This is a genomic window from Vibrio sp. OY15 (assembly GCF_000742455.1).
In the GTDB taxonomy this organism is placed as follows: Bacteria; Pseudomonadota; Gammaproteobacteria; order Enterobacterales; family Vibrionaceae; genus Vibrio; species Vibrio alginolyticus.
The window spans coordinates 151609-171788 of sequence record NZ_JPIL01000003.1 but is presented as its reverse complement, the minus strand read 5'-3'; the positions used below and the strand labels follow the sequence as shown (position 1 = coordinate 171788).

Annotated in this window: 20 protein-coding genes and 1 pseudogene; 16 read left to right on the top strand and 5 right to left on the bottom strand. The window is 44.6% G+C overall.

What is annotated here, in order from left to right; genetic code table 11:
* The first annotated feature begins 48 nt into the window (after positions 1-48).
* The 7 genes from rbfA to IJ23_RS04725 all read left to right on the top strand — a co-directional run bounded on the left by rbfA (position 49) and on the right by IJ23_RS04725 (position 7328).
* On the top strand, positions 49-444 hold the full coding sequence (rbfA, locus tag IJ23_RS04755; RefSeq protein WP_005380087.1) for a 30S ribosome-binding factor RbfA: 396 nt from the start codon (positions 49-51) through the stop codon (positions 442-444).
* Positions 444-1397, top strand: coding sequence for a tRNA pseudouridine(55) synthase TruB (gene truB / locus IJ23_RS04750; RefSeq protein WP_017820421.1), 954 nt, complete (start codon positions 444-446; stop codon positions 1395-1397). The genes rbfA and truB overlap by 1 nt, the downstream gene beginning before the upstream one ends.
* Before the next feature lie 141 nt (positions 1398-1538).
* The gene (gene rpsO, locus IJ23_RS04745; protein WP_005380094.1) at positions 1539-1808 is read left to right on the top strand and encodes a 30S ribosomal protein S15; all 270 of its coding nucleotides are present in this window, start codon (positions 1539-1541) and stop codon (positions 1806-1808) included.
* A 292-nt stretch (positions 1809-2100) separates the two neighbouring features.
* Positions 2101-4236: a polyribonucleotide nucleotidyltransferase gene (pnp, locus tag IJ23_RS04740; RefSeq protein WP_005380098.1), complete on the top strand. Its 2136-nt coding sequence runs from the start codon at positions 2101-2103 to the stop codon at positions 4234-4236.
* Between the two features lie 178 nt (positions 4237-4414).
* Positions 4415-5335, top strand: coding sequence for a lipoprotein NlpI (gene nlpI / locus IJ23_RS04735; protein WP_005380101.1), 921 nt, complete (start codon positions 4415-4417; stop codon positions 5333-5335).
* Positions 5336-5434: 99 nt separating this feature from the next.
* Positions 5435-5857: a MarR family winged helix-turn-helix transcriptional regulator gene (locus IJ23_RS04730; protein WP_005380103.1), complete on the top strand. Its 423-nt coding sequence runs from the start codon at positions 5435-5437 to the stop codon at positions 5855-5857.
* Positions 5858-5981: 124 nt separating this feature from the next.
* A complete protein-coding gene (locus IJ23_RS04725) occupies positions 5982-7328 on the top strand; it encodes an MATE family efflux transporter (RefSeq protein WP_033905574.1) in 1347 nt (448 codons plus the stop codon).
* A gap of 51 nt (positions 7329-7379) precedes the next feature.
* On the opposite strand, the gene IJ23_RS04720 is transcribed toward IJ23_RS04725, so the two are convergent.
* The 3 genes from IJ23_RS04720 to IJ23_RS04710 form a co-directional block, all read right to left on the bottom strand.
* Complete coding sequence (locus IJ23_RS04720) at positions 7380-8258, bottom strand: U32 family peptidase (protein WP_021034024.1); 879 nt, start codon at positions 8256-8258, stop codon at positions 7380-7382.
* 20 nt (positions 8259-8278) lie between these two features.
* Positions 8279-9292 (bottom strand): ubiquinone anaerobic biosynthesis protein UbiU, encoded by a 1014-nt coding sequence (gene ubiU, locus IJ23_RS04715; protein WP_005386427.1) that lies wholly within the window; start codon positions 9290-9292, stop codon positions 8279-8281.
* A 133-nt stretch (positions 9293-9425) separates the two neighbouring features.
* A complete protein-coding gene (locus IJ23_RS04710; protein WP_005380112.1) occupies positions 9426-11465 on the bottom strand; it encodes a sensor domain-containing protein in 2040 nt (679 codons plus the stop codon).
* A gap of 363 nt (positions 11466-11828) precedes the next feature.
* Here IJ23_RS04710 and ubiT point away from each other — a divergent pair, with 363 nt between their 5' ends.
* Both ubiT and IJ23_RS04695 read left to right on the top strand, forming a co-directional pair.
* A complete protein-coding gene (gene ubiT, locus IJ23_RS04700) occupies positions 11829-12356 on the top strand; it encodes a ubiquinone anaerobic biosynthesis accessory factor UbiT (protein WP_005394645.1) in 528 nt (175 codons plus the stop codon).
* Positions 12340-12843, top strand: a complete 504-nt coding sequence (locus IJ23_RS04695) for a GNAT family N-acetyltransferase (protein WP_005380119.1) — start codon at positions 12340-12342, stop codon at positions 12841-12843. The genes ubiT and IJ23_RS04695 overlap by 17 nt, the downstream gene beginning before the upstream one ends.
* A 62-nt stretch (positions 12844-12905) precedes the next feature.
* Here the strand turns inward: IJ23_RS04695 and IJ23_RS04690 are convergent.
* A pseudogene (locus tag IJ23_RS04690) lies at positions 12906-13351 on the bottom strand (hypothetical protein).
* 159 nt (positions 13352-13510) lie between these two features.
* On the opposite strand from IJ23_RS04690, the gene IJ23_RS04685 reads away from it, so the two are divergent.
* The 6 genes from IJ23_RS04685 (at position 13511) to IJ23_RS04660 (ending at position 18795) form a co-directional block, all read left to right on the top strand.
* Positions 13511-13912, top strand: a complete 402-nt coding sequence (locus IJ23_RS04685) for a DNA polymerase III subunit psi (RefSeq protein ID WP_005380121.1) — start codon at positions 13511-13513, stop codon at positions 13910-13912.
* A 12-nt stretch (positions 13913-13924) separates the two neighbouring features.
* Positions 13925-14380, top strand: coding sequence for a ribosomal protein S18-alanine N-acetyltransferase (rimI, locus tag IJ23_RS04680; RefSeq protein ID WP_005380122.1), 456 nt, complete (start codon positions 13925-13927; stop codon positions 14378-14380).
* 285 nt (positions 14381-14665) lie between these two features.
* Positions 14666-16255, top strand: a complete 1590-nt coding sequence (prfC, locus tag IJ23_RS04675) for a peptide chain release factor 3 (RefSeq protein WP_033905573.1) — start codon at positions 14666-14668, stop codon at positions 16253-16255.
* A gap of 94 nt (positions 16256-16349) precedes the next feature.
* On the top strand, positions 16350-16547 hold the full coding sequence (locus tag IJ23_RS04670; RefSeq protein WP_033905572.1) for a DUF5363 family protein: 198 nt from the start codon (positions 16350-16352) through the stop codon (positions 16545-16547).
* Positions 16534-17307, top strand: a complete 774-nt coding sequence (locus IJ23_RS04665; RefSeq protein ID WP_033905570.1) for a TatD family hydrolase — start codon at positions 16534-16536, stop codon at positions 17305-17307. Before IJ23_RS04670 ends, IJ23_RS04665 begins: the two co-directional genes overlap by 14 nt.
* Positions 17308-17511: 204 nt before the next feature.
* Positions 17512-18795 (top strand): NupC/NupG family nucleoside CNT transporter, encoded by a 1284-nt coding sequence (locus tag IJ23_RS04660; RefSeq protein ID WP_005380131.1) that lies wholly within the window; start codon positions 17512-17514, stop codon positions 18793-18795.
* 358 nt (positions 18796-19153) lie between these two features.
* Here IJ23_RS04660 and IJ23_RS25695 read toward each other — a convergent pair whose 3' ends face one another.
* Entirely contained in the window at positions 19154-19288 is a 135-nt protein-coding gene (locus tag IJ23_RS25695) for a hypothetical protein (RefSeq protein WP_005391675.1), read from the bottom strand.
* Between the two features lie 90 nt (positions 19289-19378).
* On the opposite strand from IJ23_RS25695, the gene deoC reads away from it, so the two are divergent.
* Positions 19379-20155, top strand: coding sequence for a deoxyribose-phosphate aldolase (gene deoC, locus IJ23_RS04655; protein ID WP_005380133.1), 777 nt, complete (start codon positions 19379-19381; stop codon positions 20153-20155).
* Positions 20156-20180 lie beyond the last annotated feature (25 nt).

The window sequence follows — 20180 nt, the reverse complement described above, 5'->3', positions numbered from 1 at the left end:
GGGCTGGCTTTGACCAACCCCCCATTCTTTCTATATAAGAGTAAAGATATGTCAAAAGAATTTAGCCGCACGCAGCGCGTTGCACAGCAGCTGCAAAAAGAACTAGCGATGATCCTTCAACGTGAAGTTCGTGACTCTCGCCTTGGCATGGTGACGATCTCAGACGTAGAAGTCTCTCGTGACCTAGCTTACGCAAAAGTATTTGTGACCTTCCTATGTGTGGGTGAGCAAACACCTGAATCATGTCTAGCAGCGCTACGTGAGCACGAAGTGCACATTCGCATGATGTTAGGTAAGCGTATTCGTCTACGTTTAACGCCAGAAATCCGCTTCCACTATGACAATACGCTTGTTGAAGGTATGCGTATGTCTAACCTAGTGTCTGAAGTCGTTAGTTCAGACAAACAAAAGCAAAAAGATTCTGGTCGTGAGGACGAAGAATAATGGCTCGTCGTCGTAAAGGTCGTCCAATTAATGGCGTTATACTGTTGGACAAACCAACAGGTATCTCTTCCAATGATGCACTGCAAAAAGTAAAGCGAATCTACTTTGCCGAGAAAGCAGGCCACACTGGAGCCTTGGACCCATTAGCGACAGGCATGCTGCCAATTTGCTTGGGTGAAGCGACAAAATTTTCTCAGTTTCTTCTTGATTCTGATAAACGCTACCGCGTGATCGCAAAGCTGGGTGAACGTACCAATACGTCTGACTCGGATGGTGAAGTTGTAGAGACGCGTCCAGTCGATGTTACGTTAGACAAGCTAGAAGCGTGCATCGATCAGTTCCGTGGTGAATCTGATCAAGTGCCTTCCATGTTCTCTGCGTTGAAGTATCAAGGTAAACCCTTGTATGAATACGCTCGTAAAGGCATCGAAGTTCCGCGTGAATCTCGTAAGATCACGGTATATGAGATTGTTCTTCACCGTTTTGAAGGCGATGAAGTAGAGATGGAAGTGCACTGCTCTAAAGGTACCTATATTCGTACTATCGTTGATGATCTGGGCGAAATGTTAGGTTGTGGTGCGCACGTAACTATGCTTCGTCGTACTGGTGTGGCTAAATACCCTTACGAGAATATGGTAACACTTGAGCAACTAAATGAGTTGCTAGAGCAAGCTCACCGCGAGGAACGAGCGCCTCGAGAACTACTGGACCCGCTACTTTTGCCAATGGATACAGCGGTAGAAGACTTACCAGAAGTCAACTTGGTGCCTGAACTGGCGGATATGGTCCAACATGGGCAGCCCGTTCAAGTATTTGGTGCTCCGACAGAGGGCTCACTTCGCCTTACTATGGGTGAAGAACGCTTATTTATTGGCGTTGGCGAAATGAACGAAGATGGCAAAATCGCTCCTAAGCGATTGGTCGTGTTCCGAGATGACGTTGCATCCAAGTAAATGATTGAAAATACCGACCTGAGTGTCGGTATTTTTATATTGCACGAGATAGGAAATTTCCCTATAATCCTCGCTTCGCGTAGCGGCTGAATCAGAGATTGGCTGCTACAACTTTAAACCTACTCTTATTAGGAGAGAATTATGTCTCTGAATGCAGAAACTAAAGCAGCAATCGTTGCAGAATACGCACAAGGCGAAGGCGACACTGGTTCACCAGAAGTTCAAGTAGCTCTACTTACAGCTTCTATCAACCACCTACAAGGTCACTTCAAAGCGCACAAAGGCGATCACCACAGCCGTCGTGGTCTTCTACGCATGGTTTCTCGTCGTCGTAAGCTTCTAGATTACCTAAAAGGTAAAAACCTAGCTCGCTACCAAGACCTAATCAAACGTCTAGGCCTACGTCGCTAATCAGCGACTGCATAGCAGTTTGTCTAAAAAGGGGCTTTATGCCCCTTTTTTGTTGCCTAAATTTAGCCAAATTAGACTTATGCCGTTATAATACTGGCGGCTAAACCTTGTAAGAGGTTTTCTCAAAAGCTCATAGCATTACAGTCAACCACGTCGACCAAAAGGTCGCGACTATTCAAAAGGAATTTCCGAGTTTCTTTTTACTAGTCGCGATTCGTAATGCCTTGAGTGTCAATTAACACATCTAAGATTTCTTTAAGCACTAAAGGAAGATTAGAAACAAGGAATAACAATGTTCGAAAAACCAGTTGTTAAAACGTTCCAGTACGGTAACCACACAGTTACTTTAGAAACTGGCGTTATTGCACGTCAAGCTACAGCAGCAGTTATGGTCACAATGGATGATACGTCTGTATTCGTATCTGTTGTAGGTAAAAAAGAAGCCGTTGCAGGTCAAGACTTCTTCCCACTAACGGTTAACTACCAAGAGCGTACTTACGCTGCGGGTAAAATCCCAGGCGGCTTCTTCAAACGTGAAGGTCGTCCTTCTGAAGGCGAAACGCTAACAGCTCGTCTAATCGACCGTCCAATCCGTCCGCTATTCCCAGACGCGTTTAAAAACGAAGTTCAGGTTATCGCGACAGTAATGTCTGTAAACCCAGATGTTCAGCCAGATATCGTTACAATGATCGGTACTTCTGCTGCTCTTGCTATCTCTGGCATTCCATTCAACGGCCCTATCGGTGCGGCGCGTGTTGGTCATATCGATGGTCAGCTTGTACTTAACCCTAGCCAAACTGAACTAGAAACTTCTAAGCTTGACCTTGTTGTTGCAGGTACAGAGTCAGCAGTACTGATGGTTGAGTCAGAAGCGGACAACCTAACTGAAGAAGAAATGCTAGCGGCGGTTGTTTATGGTCATGACCAACAACAAGTTGCTATTCAAGCTATCAACGAATTCAAAGCAGAAGTTGCAACTCCTGCTTGGGATTGGGTTGCTCCTGAAGAGAACACAGCGCTTAAAAATAAGATTGCTGATCTAGCAGAAGCTAAACTTGTTGAAGCTTACCAAATTACTGAGAAAATGGCTCGTTACGACCGCATCCATGAGATCGCTGCGGAAGTAAATGAAGTTCTTCTTGCTGAAGATCCTGAAGCAGACACAAAAGAAATCCACACTATCTTCCATGATCTAGAGAAGACAGTAGTACGTAGCCGTATTATTGCAGGTAACCCTCGTATCGATGGCCGTGAAAAAGACATGGTTCGTGCACTAGATGTACGTACTGGTGTTCTTCCTCGTACTCACGGTAGCGCGCTATTCACTCGTGGTGAAACTCAGGCGATCGTTACTGCAACGCTAGGTACTCAGCGTGATGCTCAAATCATCGATGAGCTAACTGGTGAGCGTAAAGATCACTTCCTACTGCACTACAACTTCCCTCCATACTGTGTAGGTGAAACTGGTTTTGTAGGTTCTCCTAAGCGTCGTGAAATCGGCCACGGTAAACTGGCGAAGCGTGGTATTGCTGCAGTAATGCCTTCTGTTGATGAGTTCCCATACACAGTACGTGTTGTATCGGAAATCACTGAATCTAACGGTTCATCTTCAATGGCTTCAGTATGTGGTACTTCTCTTGCACTTATGGACGCAGGTGTGCCAATCAAAGCATCTGTTGCTGGTATCGCAATGGGTCTTGTTAAAGAAGGTGACGATTTCGTTGTACTTTCTGACATCCTTGGCGATGAAGACCACCTAGGTGACATGGACTTTAAAGTAGCAGGTACTAACACTGGTATCACTGCACTTCAAATGGACATCAAGATCGAAGGCATCACTAAAGAAATCATGCAAATTGCGCTTAACCAAGCTCAAGGCGCACGTAAGCACATCCTATCTGTAATGGATGAAGCAATCTCTGGTGCTCGTGAAGACATCTCTGAATTTGCTCCGCGTATTCACACGATGAAGATCAGCGCTGAGAAGATCAAAGACGTTATCGGTAAAGGTGGTGCAGTTATCCGTGCTCTAACTGAAGAGACTGGTACAACTATCGAAATCGAAGACGACGGTACTATCAAGATTGCGGCAACTGAAGGCACTGCTGCGAAAGAAGCTATCCGCCGTATCGAAGAGATCACTGCTGAAGTTGAAGTGGGCCGTATCTACACAGGTAAAGTTGCACGTCTAGCAGACTTCGGTGCATTCGTAACGGTTCTTCCAGGCAAAGATGGTCTTGTACACATTTCTCAAATCGCAGAAAAACGCGTAGAGAAAGTGTCTGACTACCTAGCTGAAGGTCAAGAAGTTCAAGTTAAAGTTCTTGAAATCGACCGCCAAGGCCGTGTACGTCTAAGCATGAAAGAAGCGGTAGAAAAGCCAGCTGAAGAAGCTGCTGCTGAAGCACCAGCTGCTAAAGACGAGTAAGACAAAATGAGACTTTCAGCCTTTTATTAGATTAAGGGCCTGAAAGCATGTTATAAAAGGGGAGCATTTTCGCTCCCCTTTTTTGGTTTGTTTCGATGTATTAACCTCAAACGAGGTTATCGCCTATATTGCATTAAGAGAAATAAATCTTGAGCGGTCCAAACAGGAGTATCAATTAGTGAAATGGTTTCAAACCGCAATTTTATGTGTTGCTATCGCGCTGACCGGTTGTGCAAATACTTCTCAACAATCAGCACAAAAGTGGTTATATCCACCGATGGCGGTGCCACTTCAGCCTAGTGTTCAACAAGAAGTACAAATCGCGCGTCTCTCGCAGTTGCTACAACGTCCCGACCTTAGTGATGAAGTGCGCGCTAAAATGCATTATGAGCGCGGTAGCTACTACGACAGCGTTGGTTTACGTGATCTTGCCCGTTTGGACTTTAACCAGTCTTTGCAGTTGAATCCTGCTCAGCCGGACATCTTCAATCTTTTGGGAGTATACTTTACCCAAGTAGGAGAGTTTGATGCGGCATATGAAGCGTTTGACTCGACCATAGAGTTGGCTCCTGATAATACCTATGCTGAGCGCAACCGTGCGATTGCACTGTATTATGGTGGCAGAATCGATCTCGCTTTAGAAGATATGACCAAGCATTATCAAGAAATGCCAACGGATCCTTTTCGTTCATTATGGCTGTACATCATCGAAGCTGAGCAAAATCCAGAGCAAGCAAAAGCCAATCTTCAACAGCGTTATTTACGAGATCGTAGTGAAGAGTGGGGATGGGTTCTTGTTGCCATCATGCTACGAGACGTCTCGGACGAAGACGCGCTTAAAGCAATTATGGATGGAACGAGAGAGAACTATCGCCTAGCTGAACGATTGACGGAAACGTATTTCTACCTTGGAAAGCGTAATCAGCTTGAAGGTGATATCGCAAGTGCCATCTCACTTTATAAGCTCGCGATTTCGTTCAACGTTTACGATTATGTTGAGCATCGCTATTCTTTCTTGGAGTTGGCGCAAATTTACGATCAATTACAGCAAGATAGATTGGCCAAGTTAAAGGCTGCCAAGAAGCTGGAAATTGAATGATTTAGAGCCGCTCGATGAGAGCGGCTTTTTTTATGATTGAACTTGATGAGTGACTCATTTAAAATAGTTAGTCTTGCTAACTAAGTGGTGGTGGCTTTTATGGCATTAGAAGAAAGCTTGATTGATTTAGAGCGTTTTTGCGCCAAAGCTTGGCGTGTCTATGCCAAAGAAGATCCATTATCACATCTAAGCTTTAATGAGTTCGATTATTTACGTGTGATTCAGGTTTACCCTGAGGGTGTGCGAATAACCGATCTTGCAGAAGAGCTGCAAGTGACTAAGCCTTCCGCATCGACAATGGTTGTGCGTTTGGAAAAAAAGGGTTTGGTGAAACGCATCGCATGTAATGAGGATGCTCGTGCTAAGCGTGTGTTGCTTACGGAAGAAGTCGCAGAAAAAATGTCTTTGGAGCAGGTAGTGTACAAAGATATCTCTGACCAAATGATGCAACAATTAAATCAGCAAGAAGCTGAACAGTTACAAGCTTTATTGAATAAAGCATTGAGTAATAAGTCATTTTAAACTGAAGCAAAGGCCTCAGCTGTATGGTTTAGTTTTTGTTGTTTCATCTTTCTTTTATTTAATTTAACCATTTAGTTAGCCTTGCTAATTAAATGGTTAGCTTTGCTAACTACTGGTGACAGTCATGCAAAACTCAATTTATAGACAGTTTTGGAAATATACGATTCCAACCGTCGCAGCAATGCTCGTAAACGGTTTGTATCAAATAGTTGATGGCATTTTTATTGGCCGTTATGTTGGCGCTGACGGATTAGCTGGGATCAATGTTGCGTGGCCTATTATCGGTTCGATCCTCGGTATAGGAATGATGATTGGGGTGGGGACTGGCGCGCTGACTTCGATCAAGCAAGGAGAGAACGATCATGAAGGCGCTAAGCGAATCCTAACGACCGGATTGACGTTGTTAGCGGCATTGATGCCGATCGTTGCTACAATATTGTTCTTGTTTTCGGATGAATTTATTCGCTGGCAAGGTGCGGAAGGGCGAGTGTTTGAACTTGCGCTGCAATATTTGCATATTCTGATTGTCGCGTGCGTATTCACGTTGGGTTCTATCGCAGTTCCGTTTTTATTACGCAATGACGACAGCCCGAACTTAGCAACGATTTTGATGGTCATCGGTGCCGTTATTAACATTGTATTAGACTACGTATTTATTGCTTGGTTGGAGTGGGAGTTAACCGGAGCCGCTATTGCCACTGCACTTGCACAATTAGTGGTCACTGTGCTCGGTATTGGTTACTTCTTTACTTCAAAAGCAACATTACGCCTTCGTATCCGCGACTTCAAAGTTCAGGTTGATGCTGCACCAAAGATTATCATGATAGGTACATCAAGTTTCTTTATGTACGCCTACGGCTCTGTGATGGTGGCACTGCACAACTCGTTATTTGCTCAATACGGAAGTGCAATGTTGATCGGAGCGTACGCCATTTTGGGGTACATCGTGACGGTTTACTATCTGATAGCAGAAGGAATTGCGAATGGTATGCAGCCTTTAGTGAGCTTCAACCACGGTGCACGTAATCAGGAGAACATCAGAAAGTTATTAAAGGTCGCGATGGGGACATCTGTGCTTGGTGGGGTGGCGTTCGTTGTTTTGATGAACCTTTTCCCGTACGAACTGGTTGCGGTGTTTAATAATGCTGACCAACAGTTGATTGATAGCACCGTGATCGGGATTCGTTTACACATGTTTGCGTTGTTCTTAGATGGTTTTTTAGTTGTGGCGGCCGCGTACTATCAATCAGTAAACAAAGGCAGCAAAGCTATGTTTGTAACACTAGGCAACATGCTGGTCCAGTTGCCATTCTTATTCATTATGCCGAAACTTTTCGGCGTGACAGGTATTTGGTTAGCTTTCCCATTGTCTAACATTGCATTGAGTTTGGTCGTGATCAGTATGTTGTGGCGAGATGTGAAAAAGCTGCTTAATGAGAGTTCTGTCGAACCAAGGGTGCAAGCCTGCTAACAAAAGCTAACAGATAAAAGCGAGGCTAGGCCTCGCTTTTATCTTTAAGGATTAAATGGTTTTTACTTCTAAGCCCGCTAGTTGATGCCAATAGCCATTGCATTGGCGGCTTTCGAGCTTTTCAGGATTATCGCCGTATTCGTTTGAGCGAAAACGCTCTAACTCTGAAAAAGTGTCGATACCAAGAGGGCTTAACCGGACCACATCAACCAGCCCTTTCATAGTAGGTAAGTCATTGATGAGGTTGTAGCAATACCCTGACTGTGTTTGAATGCCGTTAAGGTTAAAGACTTCTTGCCCTTCTTGGCTGCTGACCTGGATACCCGTAGGGTATTTGATACAGCAGGTTTCGCAATCGTCTTTCGCTCGGTTTTCAGCTCGGGCTGTGAAACAGCGAGCGGAATACGCTAAAGGCAAATAACCGTGGCTAAATACCTCAACTTCAAACTTGTTACGAATACCAAGCTCGTCACACTGAACTAAAGTATCGTTTAACCATTCGCGAGATAGCTCGACAGGCATGCACCAACGCATCATACCTTGCTTCAAAAATAAGTTGAGCGTGTGTGCGTTATAAGTATTGATTGCAGGGCCAACGACGAAAGGCACTTTATGCTCTGATGCCAATTGAACAGCAGATACGTCATTTGCTTCAATCGCGAAGTCACCGTTGTCGATGTACTTCTTCATTATGTTTACTTCACTCGGAGCTTCTAGTAGTGCCATTGTTGATAGCACCACTTGCTTGCCAGATGCAGACAGCTCTTTTGCGATTTCAAGCCAATGCGAAGGCTTCATTTCTCGACGTTTTGAACATACGGTTTCCCCAAGATAGATGATGTCCGCGGAGCTTGATTTCGCTTGTTCATAAAACGCTTCGATATCTTGTTTTGGCCAGAAGTACAACAGCGGACCAAGCGCGTATTTCATTGAATTATCCATCTTAACCTCTACTGCCATTTGCGGTGATAAGCACCAAGTGTGGTCTGCGTACCTTCAGACACGTTTGCCAATGCGGCATCCCAAGCCGCTTCGACTTGATAAGCTTCTGGGTTTGCTTGGTAACGGTCAATCGCGGCTCGCCATGTTCGAGTGACTTGTTCTACGTAAGCTGGGCTACGTTGGCGACCTTCAATTTTTACAGACGCCACATTTGCAGCAAATAGTTCTGGCAGCATAGAGAGGGTGTTCAAACTGGTTGGTTCTTCCAGTGCGTGGTAGCGTTTTTTCTCGCCTTCGATTTCTGCTTCGAAACGACCTTTACACAAGGTAGGGTAGCCCGCATTTTCACCGGCGCTGTAGCGATCGATCAAAATGTCGTTAAGGCGGGATTCCAGACCATTTTCTGTTTCTTGCCAGCGAACGTACTTAGCTGGAGAGCATGCTCCCACAGTGTTTGGAGACTCGCCTGTCATATATGACGATAGGTAGCAGCGACCTTCAGACATGATGCAAAGGCTACCAAAAGCAAAGACTTCTAACTCGACATCGCTAGTGATGTTGCGTGAAAGCTGTTTGACCTGATGAATCGATAAAACGCGAGGTAATACTACCCGTTTTACGTTGAAGTTTTGTTTGTAAAAATCAATGGCTGCGACGTTGGTCGCTGATGCTTGCACTGAAAGGTGTAGTTCTAGATCGGGATATTTGCGAGCCGCGTACTCCAGCACTGCAATGTCTGCAACAATCAGCGCGTCTACACCCAGTGCCGCTGCATTGTCTACTGCGTTCGTCCAGCGCTCGAAGCCATTGGGATGAGCGAAGGTATTCAACGCGACATGAATTTTTTTATTGCGGTCATGAACGTATTGCACCGCTTTTTCTAACTTTTTGCCGTTAAAGTTGAGGCCAGCAAAGTGACGGGCGTTGGTATCATCTTTGAAACCAATGTAGACGGCATCGGCACCGCAATCAATCGCAGTTTTTAACGCAGGCAGGTTACCCGCGGGACACAAGAGTTCCATATGCTCACAATCATTGAGAATAAAAAGGTGTCCGCATTTTATGAAGAATTATGAATAGCGAAATTGACCTAAGTTAGGTTTAGCTCAATAAAGTCGATATTTACCCCTTGCGAGTAAGGGTATCGGGTCGGGGTTAGTTCTTGTGACGACGATTCTGTACAAACAGCTCTTCAATTTCATGTTTTGGCTGCGGGCGATAAAAATGGAATCCTTGAATCGCATTACATTGAAGGTTAGAGAGCAGGGTCGCTTGCTGGTGGGTTTCCACCCCCTCGGCAACGACAGTTAAGTCGAGCGACTTACCCAGATTAATGATGTTTTCAATCACAGTGACTTGTTTCGGTAGTGTGTCGATATCATTAATAAAAGCGCGGTCGATTTTTAGCTCGTCAATAGGAAAACGCGCTAAGTAGGAAAGAGAAGAGTAGCCGGTACCAAAGTCATCGATAGAGAGAGCGAAGCCAAGCTTTTTAATCGCATTCAACATTTGCAGTGTATGTTCGCTATCACTCATCACGGCACTTTCGGTTAGCTCGAAGGTAATGCAGCTTGGATCAAGCTCGGTAGTGCGAAGCAGCTTTTCCATAAAGTCGATCAGCTGTGGGTTGCCAAATTGCTCGGGAGAGAGGTTGATGGCGACACGGCCTGGCAGTATGCCTTGTTGCTTCCAACGTTTTACCGTATTGAAAACATCACGCATCACGACACGTCCAAGGTGTTCTATTAACCCAGCGCGCTCGGCGACAGGAATGAATGAGCCAGGACTAATGTACCCTTCGACTGGATGCTTCCAACGAACGAGCGCTTCTGCGCCGTTGATACTGAAGTCTCGCGCGTTAACCTTAGGTTGATACCACACTTCCAAACCGTTCTGCTGCAATGCTTTTTGCAGTTCAATTTCAAGCCACAAACGCATACGCGCTTCTTTGTTCATTTGATCGTTAAATTTGATCAGACGATTTCTACCACGATCTTTGGCTTCATACATCGCAGTATCGGCATTTTGTAGTAGGATTCGCGCATCTTGTCCGTCTTCAGGGTATCGAACGCTACCAATTGAACACGCAAGGCGTTTACTGAAGTGGTGCAAGTCGAAAGGTTGGTTGATCAACGAGATAATGCGATCGGACAAAATTTCAGCCATGCGGGTGTTTTCTGGCTCCGGCAGAATGACGCCAAACTCATCGCCACCCAAATGACCAATAATCGCTTGGTTTGGCAGTAACCGTTTAAGACGGGCCGATACCTCTTGAATCACTTTATCGCCAATATGGTGACCAAGTGAGTCATTAATGTTTTTGAAGTTATCGATATCCAAATAGAACACCAGAAGCGGTGTTTGCTTTTTGATCAGCTGTTCCAAACGTTTGGTGAAGCCAAAGCGGTTGTAGAGTTTGGTGAGCGAGTCAATGTGTATGTCTTCATTCGATGCAGAAGACAGGTTTTTGGGCGCATCATCAGCATCTTGGATTAGGATAATTTGAGATTCGCTACCTAATATCGCCGTGGAATCCGCGTGTAGCTGAACTTTCCGTTCAAAGCCGCATCTTGCACTGGTTAAGCAGACAAAAGGTTTGTCAGAAATTAATGTACTCAATCGATGACTAAATACCTTTTTACTGTTTTCATCGATGAATAAACGACTTAGCTCTTCGCCCAACAATTCATGAGGAGAGTTAAGTCCGAGAAGGCGCGCTGATGCGGGGTTCGCAGAGATGACAATATCATCTTCGATAAGCAGTAAGCCGTCTGGTAGCAGTTGTGTTAACTTCGCAAACTTACTTTCGGACTCTTCTAAGGAGCGAACGAGTATCTGCTTTTCTGAAGTATCGACAGCGTGAAAAACAACAAAGCGAATGTCGTTACCTTCAAAAACTGGCGAAAGACTAAAGTGAAGACTGGTTTCAAGGTCGGTTTCATCGAGCGTGATTTCGGCTTCGACATGTGCCCCTTTGAACGCGCGCTGATAGTATGGTGCAAGCTTCTTATAAAACTGTTCACCCAGCACTTGGCAATCGTTTAAGCCGACGATTTCCTCATGACTTAAACCTGCGATATCGCAGTAACGGTCACTTACCATTCGATAATTGTGTTTTTTATCAAGAATGGCAAAGAAGAAAGGGCTATTTGAGGTTAGCGTGGCAAACCAATGTTTTAATTGCTGGGAAGGCATTAGGGTATTACCGATCTCCAATGAGCCAGATTATTCGTCCGTGTATAAAAAGCGACACCCTGATAAGCCTGCGGCGATCTACCACCAAGCCAAAGTGTTACTTGCCATTAAAGGGCTCGCGGTTTTAGCTGTGCAGTCGACAATCACATGGATACGCTCAGATAACTATAACTTTGAAAATACGGTTGTAAAAGTGTTTATCCACCTGTTCGCATCAATAATACACGTAAGTTCAAAAAAAGAAGCGTTAGTGAGCAATAAACCACCAATCTAAAATAAGCACTTTATTGATACATAACAGTAATCTCATCGCCACGATTGCTTAATATAAGCAACCTAATGACAAAGTAACGGATAATGAACGTGTTAAACAAGATTCGCAGTCAACTAGTAAAGAACGCAGCTAATATTTTGCGTTCTCCAGTCCAGTTATTACCACAGCCAATTCAGCAAAAAGCGTTGCTAGAAGGGCTAAAAATGGTGTTTAAAGAAGCCTTGGAAGATGGTGACTTTGAGTTCCTTGAAGACAAGTGGTTAAAAGTTGCGATTAAAGACTTGAACTTAGCATGGTACATCAGCTATCAAGACGAAAAATTGGTGGTAGCTGAAAAACCAGTTCAGGAAGATGTGAGTTTTAGTGGTAATCTAAACGACCTAGTACTGATTGCTGGTCGTAAAGAAGACCCTGACACACTGTTCTTCCAACGTCGCCTTTCAATTGAAGGTGATACTGAGCTTGGCTTAGAAGTGAAAAACTTAATGGACAGTGTCGACTTAGAGCAGTTACCGAAAGCAATGCAAGTCGCTTTGAATCAATTGGCTGATTTTGTTCAGAAAGGAGTTCAAGCGCCTGCACAACCAACCGGAGTAGCGAATGCTTATTCGAACTGAAGCCCCAGCGGACATTCTTACCATTGACCGCTTATTGAAACACGCCTTCCCGACGGAAGCTGAAGCTGAGCTTGTGATGCGTTTGCGCGAAAACAGCAAATTCACGCTTTCCTTAGTCGCGTGTACAGATGAGGGAGAGGTGATAGGCCATGCTTTATTTAGCCCTGTGACCTTAAATGGTGAAGATTTGTCATGGCAAGGGCTAGCGCCATTAGCTGTTCATGAAGATTACCGTCGCCAAGGCATCGCTGCAGAGCTGATCAAAGAAGGTTTTGATTCACTGCGTGATTTTGGTTACCCAGTGTGTGTGGTGTTGGGCGATCCTGATTATTACGCGCGCCAGGGTTTTCAATCATGCGACGAGATGGGCTTTGAATGTGCTTGGGATGTCCCTAAAGGTGCATTTCGAGTCGCAGAGTTGGTCGAAGGTCAATGTGCTGGACGCTCCGGACGCATAGACTATGCGCCAGAGTTCTCTGAACTGTAAATGAAAGAAGCCCACGACTAAGTGGGCTTCTTTCTTATTCACTGAAAACTGAGATAGGGAGGTTAGGATGACTGGTTACTTTTCTTTTTGCCCCAGACCTCTATTTTCGCTTTTTTACTTACCCCTAGCAGGCTAAGTTTTGTGCTTCCCCAGCTACTGTAAGTCATTTCAATCCGTTTTAGCTTGGCTTCTTTTGTACCTGGAAGGCTCCAGGCACGAGTCGACAATCCGCTTGTTAGTACGCCCATAGAGGAAAGCTTTTTCTCACTACCATCTGTCATGACGACTTTTAAACCATTCATGTCTACCGTTCCTTGCACACATTTTAGTTTTATTTTACTGAAGCTTCGGTTTCGGAATGGCTATTTGGTGTCACGGTATCTGTTTCTGTATGAAAGTTAACGGTTTTCGTTGCAATCAGCTCCCACTCATCGCTGTTATTAGCAAAAACACTCACGCTGGTGGCGGCTACCAGTGTGCAAAGTAGTAGCGTATTTAAGAATTTCATAATGTACCTCATATGTCATACCCAATGTGTGGCCGTTGGCAAAACGCTATGTTCAGGAATATCCAAATCATCTCATTGTGTTCAGGTGTTTCTTGAAGTCCTTTAGGTATAATCGCGATAATTTGATAGGATTGCCCTCGTTCAAATAGGTGACGGAAAATGTCAATTAACGAGAAACAGTATTTACGTGAAATGGGGATCAGCACATGGGAGCTGGTACACCCTGAAAGACTGGAAGGCTATCAATCGCCATTATTGGATTTGCAAAGTTCATGTAAACTCCTATTGGTATCGCCAATATGTCCAGAAAACGAGACGGCATTGATGTTTGAGCGCGTATTAAAAAGCATTAAGCTCACGCTTGATGATGCGCTACACCTAGAGCCTGAGCGCTTATCCATGCTGGGTGAACATCAGCTAGAGTGGGTGTGGTTTGCAGGCTGTGAGGCTGATCAAAGCATCAAGGCAAAGCACCTGACCTCGCCACTATTACAAGATATTGATGGTAATAACGAACAGCGCCGCGCATTGTGGCAACAAATCTGTTCGTACTCTTCTTAACGGAGCTAATGCGTGACAATTGAAATTACGCCGATGCGTGCAGAGCACCTCGACCAAGTTTGGCAAATCGAGCAGCAAGCACATTCTCACCCTTGGGCCGAATCTTTGGTTCGTGACTTATCCAGTCGCGGTGCTTGCCATCATGTGATGCTGGAAGGCTCTCAAGTGGTTGGTTACTTCTATGGACAGAATATTGTTGGAGAAGTGACACTATTAAATATTGCAGTAGCACCTTCTCAACAGGGCAGAGGGCTAGGGCAAAAATTGCTGGACGCGTTTATTGAATACTGTGAACAAGCCAAAGCAGAGAGTGCTTGGTTAGAAGTGCGTGAAAGTAATCACCCAGCTATCCATATTTATGAGCAAGCAGGTTTTAATGAAGTGGACCGTCGTTACAACTATTACCCAGCTAAATCGGGAAATGGTAAGGAAGACGCCATTATCATGAGTTACTTATTTTTGAGTTAGTTTTAGGCCGTTACTAATTACCTCATCAACACTTATGCTTTAAATGCGTATCCGGATTCGAGGCTTTTGAATATGTAATAATAATTTTTTGAATTTTTACATCTCTTTGTGTGGAGCTGGCTTTCCCTTGTTAGTTGCAGGTAAAGGCTGGTGAGCCGAGTAAATTCAGTTCATGTCTTTCCAGTTTGCTAGCACAGCGATAATAAGCGAGAATACCGCACAATATCGAATAGTAGATATGCTTGCCTATTTTGTGAGCATGAAAGTAATTTAGAAGATTAACTAATGTCAAATCCCCTTTTTTTAGGCGAAGTGTCTAAGCGCAGAACGTTCGCTATTATTTCTCACCCGGATGCGGGTAAAACCACCATTACTGAAAAAGTACTGTTATTCGGAAACGCGATCCAAAAAGCAGGTACGGTTAAAGGTCGTGGTAACGCACAGCACGCAAAATCAGACTGGATGGAAATGGAAAAGGAACGTGGTATCTCGGTTACCACTTCTGTAATGCAGTTCCCTTACAATGACTGTCTGGTAAACCTACTTGATACGCCTGGACACGAAGACTTCTCGGAAGATACATACCGTACGTTAACGGCAGTAGACTCGTGTTTGATGGTTATCGATGCGGCGAAAGGTGTCGAGGATCGTACACGTAAGCTGATGGAAGTAACGCGTCTGCGTGACACGCCAATCGTAACCTTCATGAACAAACTTGACCGTGACGTTCGTGATCCAATGGAAGTATTGGACGAGGTAGAAAACGAGTTGGGCATGATGTGTGCGCCAATTACATGGCCAATCGGCTGTGGTAAAGAATTTAAAGGTGTGTACCACATTCACCGTGATGAAACGATTTTATACGAATCAGGTCACGGTCATGAGATTCAAGAAGTTCGAATCATCAAAGGTCTCGATAACCCAGAGCTTGATGAAAAAGTTGGTGCAGGCCTTGCGGAAAGTGTTCGAGAAGAGCTTGAGCTTGTCATGGGTGCTTGCCCTGAGTTTGATTTGGAAATGTTCCTAACAGGTGACCTGACGCCAGTTTACTTCGGTACTGCATTAGGTAACTTTGGTGTGGATCATATGCTAGACGGTCTAACTGAATGGGCTCCAGCGCCGAAAACTCGTCAAGCGGTTGAACGTGAAGTTGAAGCGACTGAAGAGAAGTTCTCTGGTTTCGTATTTAAGATCCAAGCGAACATGGACCCAAAACACCGCGACCGTATCGCATTCATGCGTATTGTATCGGGCACTTACACGCAAGGTATGAAGATGAACCACGTTCGTCTTGGCAAGCAAGTGAGTATCTCTGATGCAGTAACCTTTATGGCTGGTGACCGTGCACGTGCAGAACACGCTTACGCCGGTGACATCATTGGTCTACACAACCACGGTACTATTCAGATTGGTGATACCTTTACGCAAGGTGAATCATTGAAGTTCTCTGGTATTCCGAACTTCGCTCCGGAACTATTCCGTCGTATTCGCCTGAAAGATCCACTAAAGCAGAAGCAGCTTCTCAAAGGTTTGGTTCAGCTATCAGAAGAAGGTGCGGTACAGGTATTCCGTCCTCTACAGAACAACGATCTGATCGTTGGTGCCGTTGGTGTACTTCAGTTCGATGTTGTTGTGGCTCGTTTGAAATCTGAGTATAACGTTGAAGCGATTTATGAAGGCATTAACGTTGCAACTGCGCGTTGGGTTGAGTGTGATGATGCGAAGAAACTGGATGAGTTCCAACGCAAGAATCAAGCGAACTTAGCATTGGATGGTGGTGATAATCTAACGTATATCGCTCCAACAATGGTTAACTTAAACTTAGCGAAAGAGCGTTTTCCTGACGTTGATTTCCGTGCGACACGTGAGCACTAATTTGCGCGGTTAGGGTAAGCCGTAACGCAAACTAGATTTTAAAACGCCCTTGGCTATAAACTTAGCCAAGGGCGTTTTTATATAAGGATAAGATATGAATTGGTTTAAACGTGGGCTAAAGCGTTACGACAACTGGTGTAAAGAGATGGGGTTAACTCCCGATCAGAAACGCAGTTGTGTCCCATATCGAAAAGACCCTGCCCATCAAACTGAAGAGAAGAGTGAAGCCCAACGATCTTCTGATTTTCTGCCCGCAGATACAGATAAAAAGCGTCAAGATGAAGCTCTTTGATACGCACTGCCACTTTGATTTTGATGTGTTTCAAGATGACTTTGCGCATCAACTTGAGCTTGCTCAAACGCAAGGTGTCGCGAGAATTTTGATTCCTTCCGTCGGTCCGCAAAATTGGGCTCGTATTCAAACCTTGGCAGAGCAACATGCTAATTTGTATTATGCGCTCGGCTTTCATCCGTATTTTCTTGAAGATAACGTTGAGCAGCACCTTACAGAGCTAGAAGGCTATCTAAATCAAAAAGGGCCACAGTGCGTGGCAATAGGAGAGTGTGGTTTAGATTTTGCCATTGATGTTGACCCACAGTTGCAAGAAAAGACACTTGAAGTTCAATTTGAGCTGGCTAGACGCTTCGAACTCCCAGTTATTTTACATAGCCGAAAAGCGCACAATCGCCTCATTCAAATGGTGAAAGCGGCGAATCTCCCTAGAGGTGGTGTGCTACACGCTTTTTCTGGGAGTTATCAGCAAGCCATGGAGTGGGTCAAATTAGGTTTTTTTATCGGTGTAGGAGGAACGATTACCTACCCAAGAGCCAAGAAAACACGCGACGCAATTCAAAAATTACCACTCGAAAACCTAGTAATCGAAACAGACGCACCAGATATGCCTATACTTGGATATCAAGGGGAGTCAAATCACCCAGCCAAACTCATTCACGTCTTTAATGAGCTCGTAGAGTTGCATAACGGCCGAAAGCAATCGATTGCCTCTCAACTGTGGAAAAATAGCAATTTTGCTTTCTCGATATGTGAATAAAATCTAAAGATGTGGTTTGAAATCGAAAACGTTTTCCTGCTTATTGTGAATTAACTCACAAAGCTGGTTGAATCAATCATGAATCTTATAGGAAAGTGTGAGGCTGGCATTACTTTAATTGATTCTGCATGAGTATAATTGCCCCCGCTTTATAGCTCCATTTTGTAACACGCCAATAAATAACTTATAAGGAAGTCATAAACTATGAGCCTGTTTATGAGCCTAATCGGTATGGTAGTGCTTCTTGCGATTGCAGTGGCATTTTCTAACAACCGAAAAGCTATCAACTTTAGAACTGTGGGTGGCGCATTCGCTATCCAATTCGCATTAGGTGCATTTGTTCTGTATGTACCTTGGGGCCGTGATCTACTAAACGGTTTCTCTTCAGGTGTTTCTAACGTTATCAACTACGGTAACGATGGTTCATCATTCCTGTTCGGTGGTCTTGTTTCTGACAAGATGTTCGAAGTATTCGGCGGCGGCGGTTTCATCTTCGCATTCCGTGTTCTTCCTACACTGATCTTCTTCTCTGCACTGATTTCAGTTCTTTACTACATTGGCGTTATGCAATGGGTTATCAAGATTCTTGGTGGCGCACTACAAAAAGCGCTAGGCACTTCTCGTGCGGAATCAATGTCAGCGGCAGCTAACATTTTCGTAGGTCAAACTGAGGCACCTCTAGTTGTTCGCCCATTCGTTCCAAAAATGACTCAATCAGAGCTATTCGCGGTAATGTGTGGTGGTCTAGCTTCTGTTGCTGGTGGTGTACTAGCTGGTTACGCATCTATGGGTGTTCCACTAGAGTACCTAGTTGCGGCATCATTCATGGCAGCACCAGGTGGTCTACTGTTCGCTAAAATCCTTCACCCAGAGACTGACCAGCCTCACGAAAGTATCGAAGAAGCGATGGACGGCGGTGACGACAAACCAGTTAACGTAATCGACGCAGCTGCGGGCGGTGCGGCTTCTGGTCTACAACTTGCGCTTAACGTAGGTGCAATGCTAATCGCATTCGTTGGTCTAATCGCGCTAATCAACGGTATGCTAGGTGGCATCGGTGGTTGGTTCGGCATGCCAGAACTAACACTAGAGCTAATCCTAGGTTACGCGTTCTCTCCACTAGCATTCCTAATCGGTGTTCCATGGGCAGAAGCTGTAACAGCTGGTTCATTCATCGGTCAGAAAATCGTAGTGAACGAATTCGTTGCTTACTTGAACTTCACACCATATCTAGGTGAAAACGCTCAAGTAATCGCGGCAACTGGTGAAGTAATGTCTGAGAAGACAACAGCTATCATCTCATTCGCACTATGTGGTTTCGCGAACCTTTCTTCTATCGCGATTCTACTTGGTGGTCTAGGTAGCCTTGCACCAAACCGTCGTAGTGACATCGCTCGCATGGGTGTTAAAGCAGTTCTTGCAGGTACGTTGTCTAACCTTATGGCAGCGACAATTGCAGGCTTCTGCTTAAGCCTTGCAGCACTATAATTAGAATCGGTTCTTAATATATAGACGCCGTTTTACATCATGCCCTGTAGCAAGAGATTGCTGCGGGGCATTTTTCGTTTTTCGGGCTCCAAAATTTCATCGGGTGTTTGCCTTAGTCGAGGTATTACGCAGTCAATGGAATAGGGGCTAGGAAATTTTGAGATACAAACCGTTTGCGCTCTATTTGGTGCTACAGTTTTGCGGTGAAACTCTATAATGTATTAATCACAGGATAGTGGTTAAGCTTGATTCTTAATCACGTAATGAATATTACATAATCGATGGGCAAATGAATTGCCCTGCAATATCAGATCTAATAGGCGTTTTGCTTTGTGATGTGATATTAAAGACACCGCAATCATAGATTGTTGTGCCATAGGCCAAACTGGTACTGTGCGGTGACAAGGATAGCAATTGGCATATGATAAATTTTCGCTGTATATGCCGAGTCTTCAGGGAACCAAGTCCGTTCATTAATAGACTGTTTAGCCATTTACTCACATTGTCTCGACTTGTTGATTATAGTTAAAGACGTGATGTAAGGCTGAGTAGTGAATTTTTTGAATATTGATCGGAGATAGAAATGAGCGATTTAAAAGCAGCAGCGCTACGTGCACTTAAACTTATGGACCTAACTACGTTGAATGACGATGACACTGATGCAAAAGTGATCTCACTATGTCATGACGCGAAAACAGCAGTAGGCAACACAGCTGCAATTTGTATTTACCCTCGCTTTATTCCTATTGCTAAGAAGACACTTCGTGAGCAAGGTACGCCAGAGGTTCGTATTGCAACAGTAACGAACTTCCCACATGGTAACGACGACATTGAAATCGCAGTTGCTGAAACAAAAGCGGCGGTTGCTTACGGTGCAGACGAAGTTGACGTAGTTTTTCCTTACCGCGCGCTAATGGCGGGTGATGAGAAAGTAGGCTTCGAACTAGTTAAGCAATGTAAAGAAGCTTGTGGTGACATTCTTCTTAAAGTGATCATCGAAACAGGTGAACTAAAAGAAGAAGCACTAATCAAGAAAGCATCTCAAATCTGTATTGAAGCAGGTGCTGACTTCATTAAAACTTCAACTGGTAAAGTGCCAGTAAACGCAACACCAGAATACGCTCGCATGATGCTTGAAGTTATTCGCGACATGGGTGTTGCAGAAACTGTTGGTTTCAAACCAGCAGGTGGTGTGCGCACTGCTGAAGACGCAGCAGCATACCTAGCAATGGCTGACGAAATCCTAGGTGACAACTGGGTTGATGCTCGTCACTACCGTTTTGGTGCGTCTAGCCTGCTAACCAACCTACTAAATACATTAGAAGTATCGGACGACGTCGCTGATCCAACAGCGTACTAATTCCAATAATACGTCTGAACGGTAG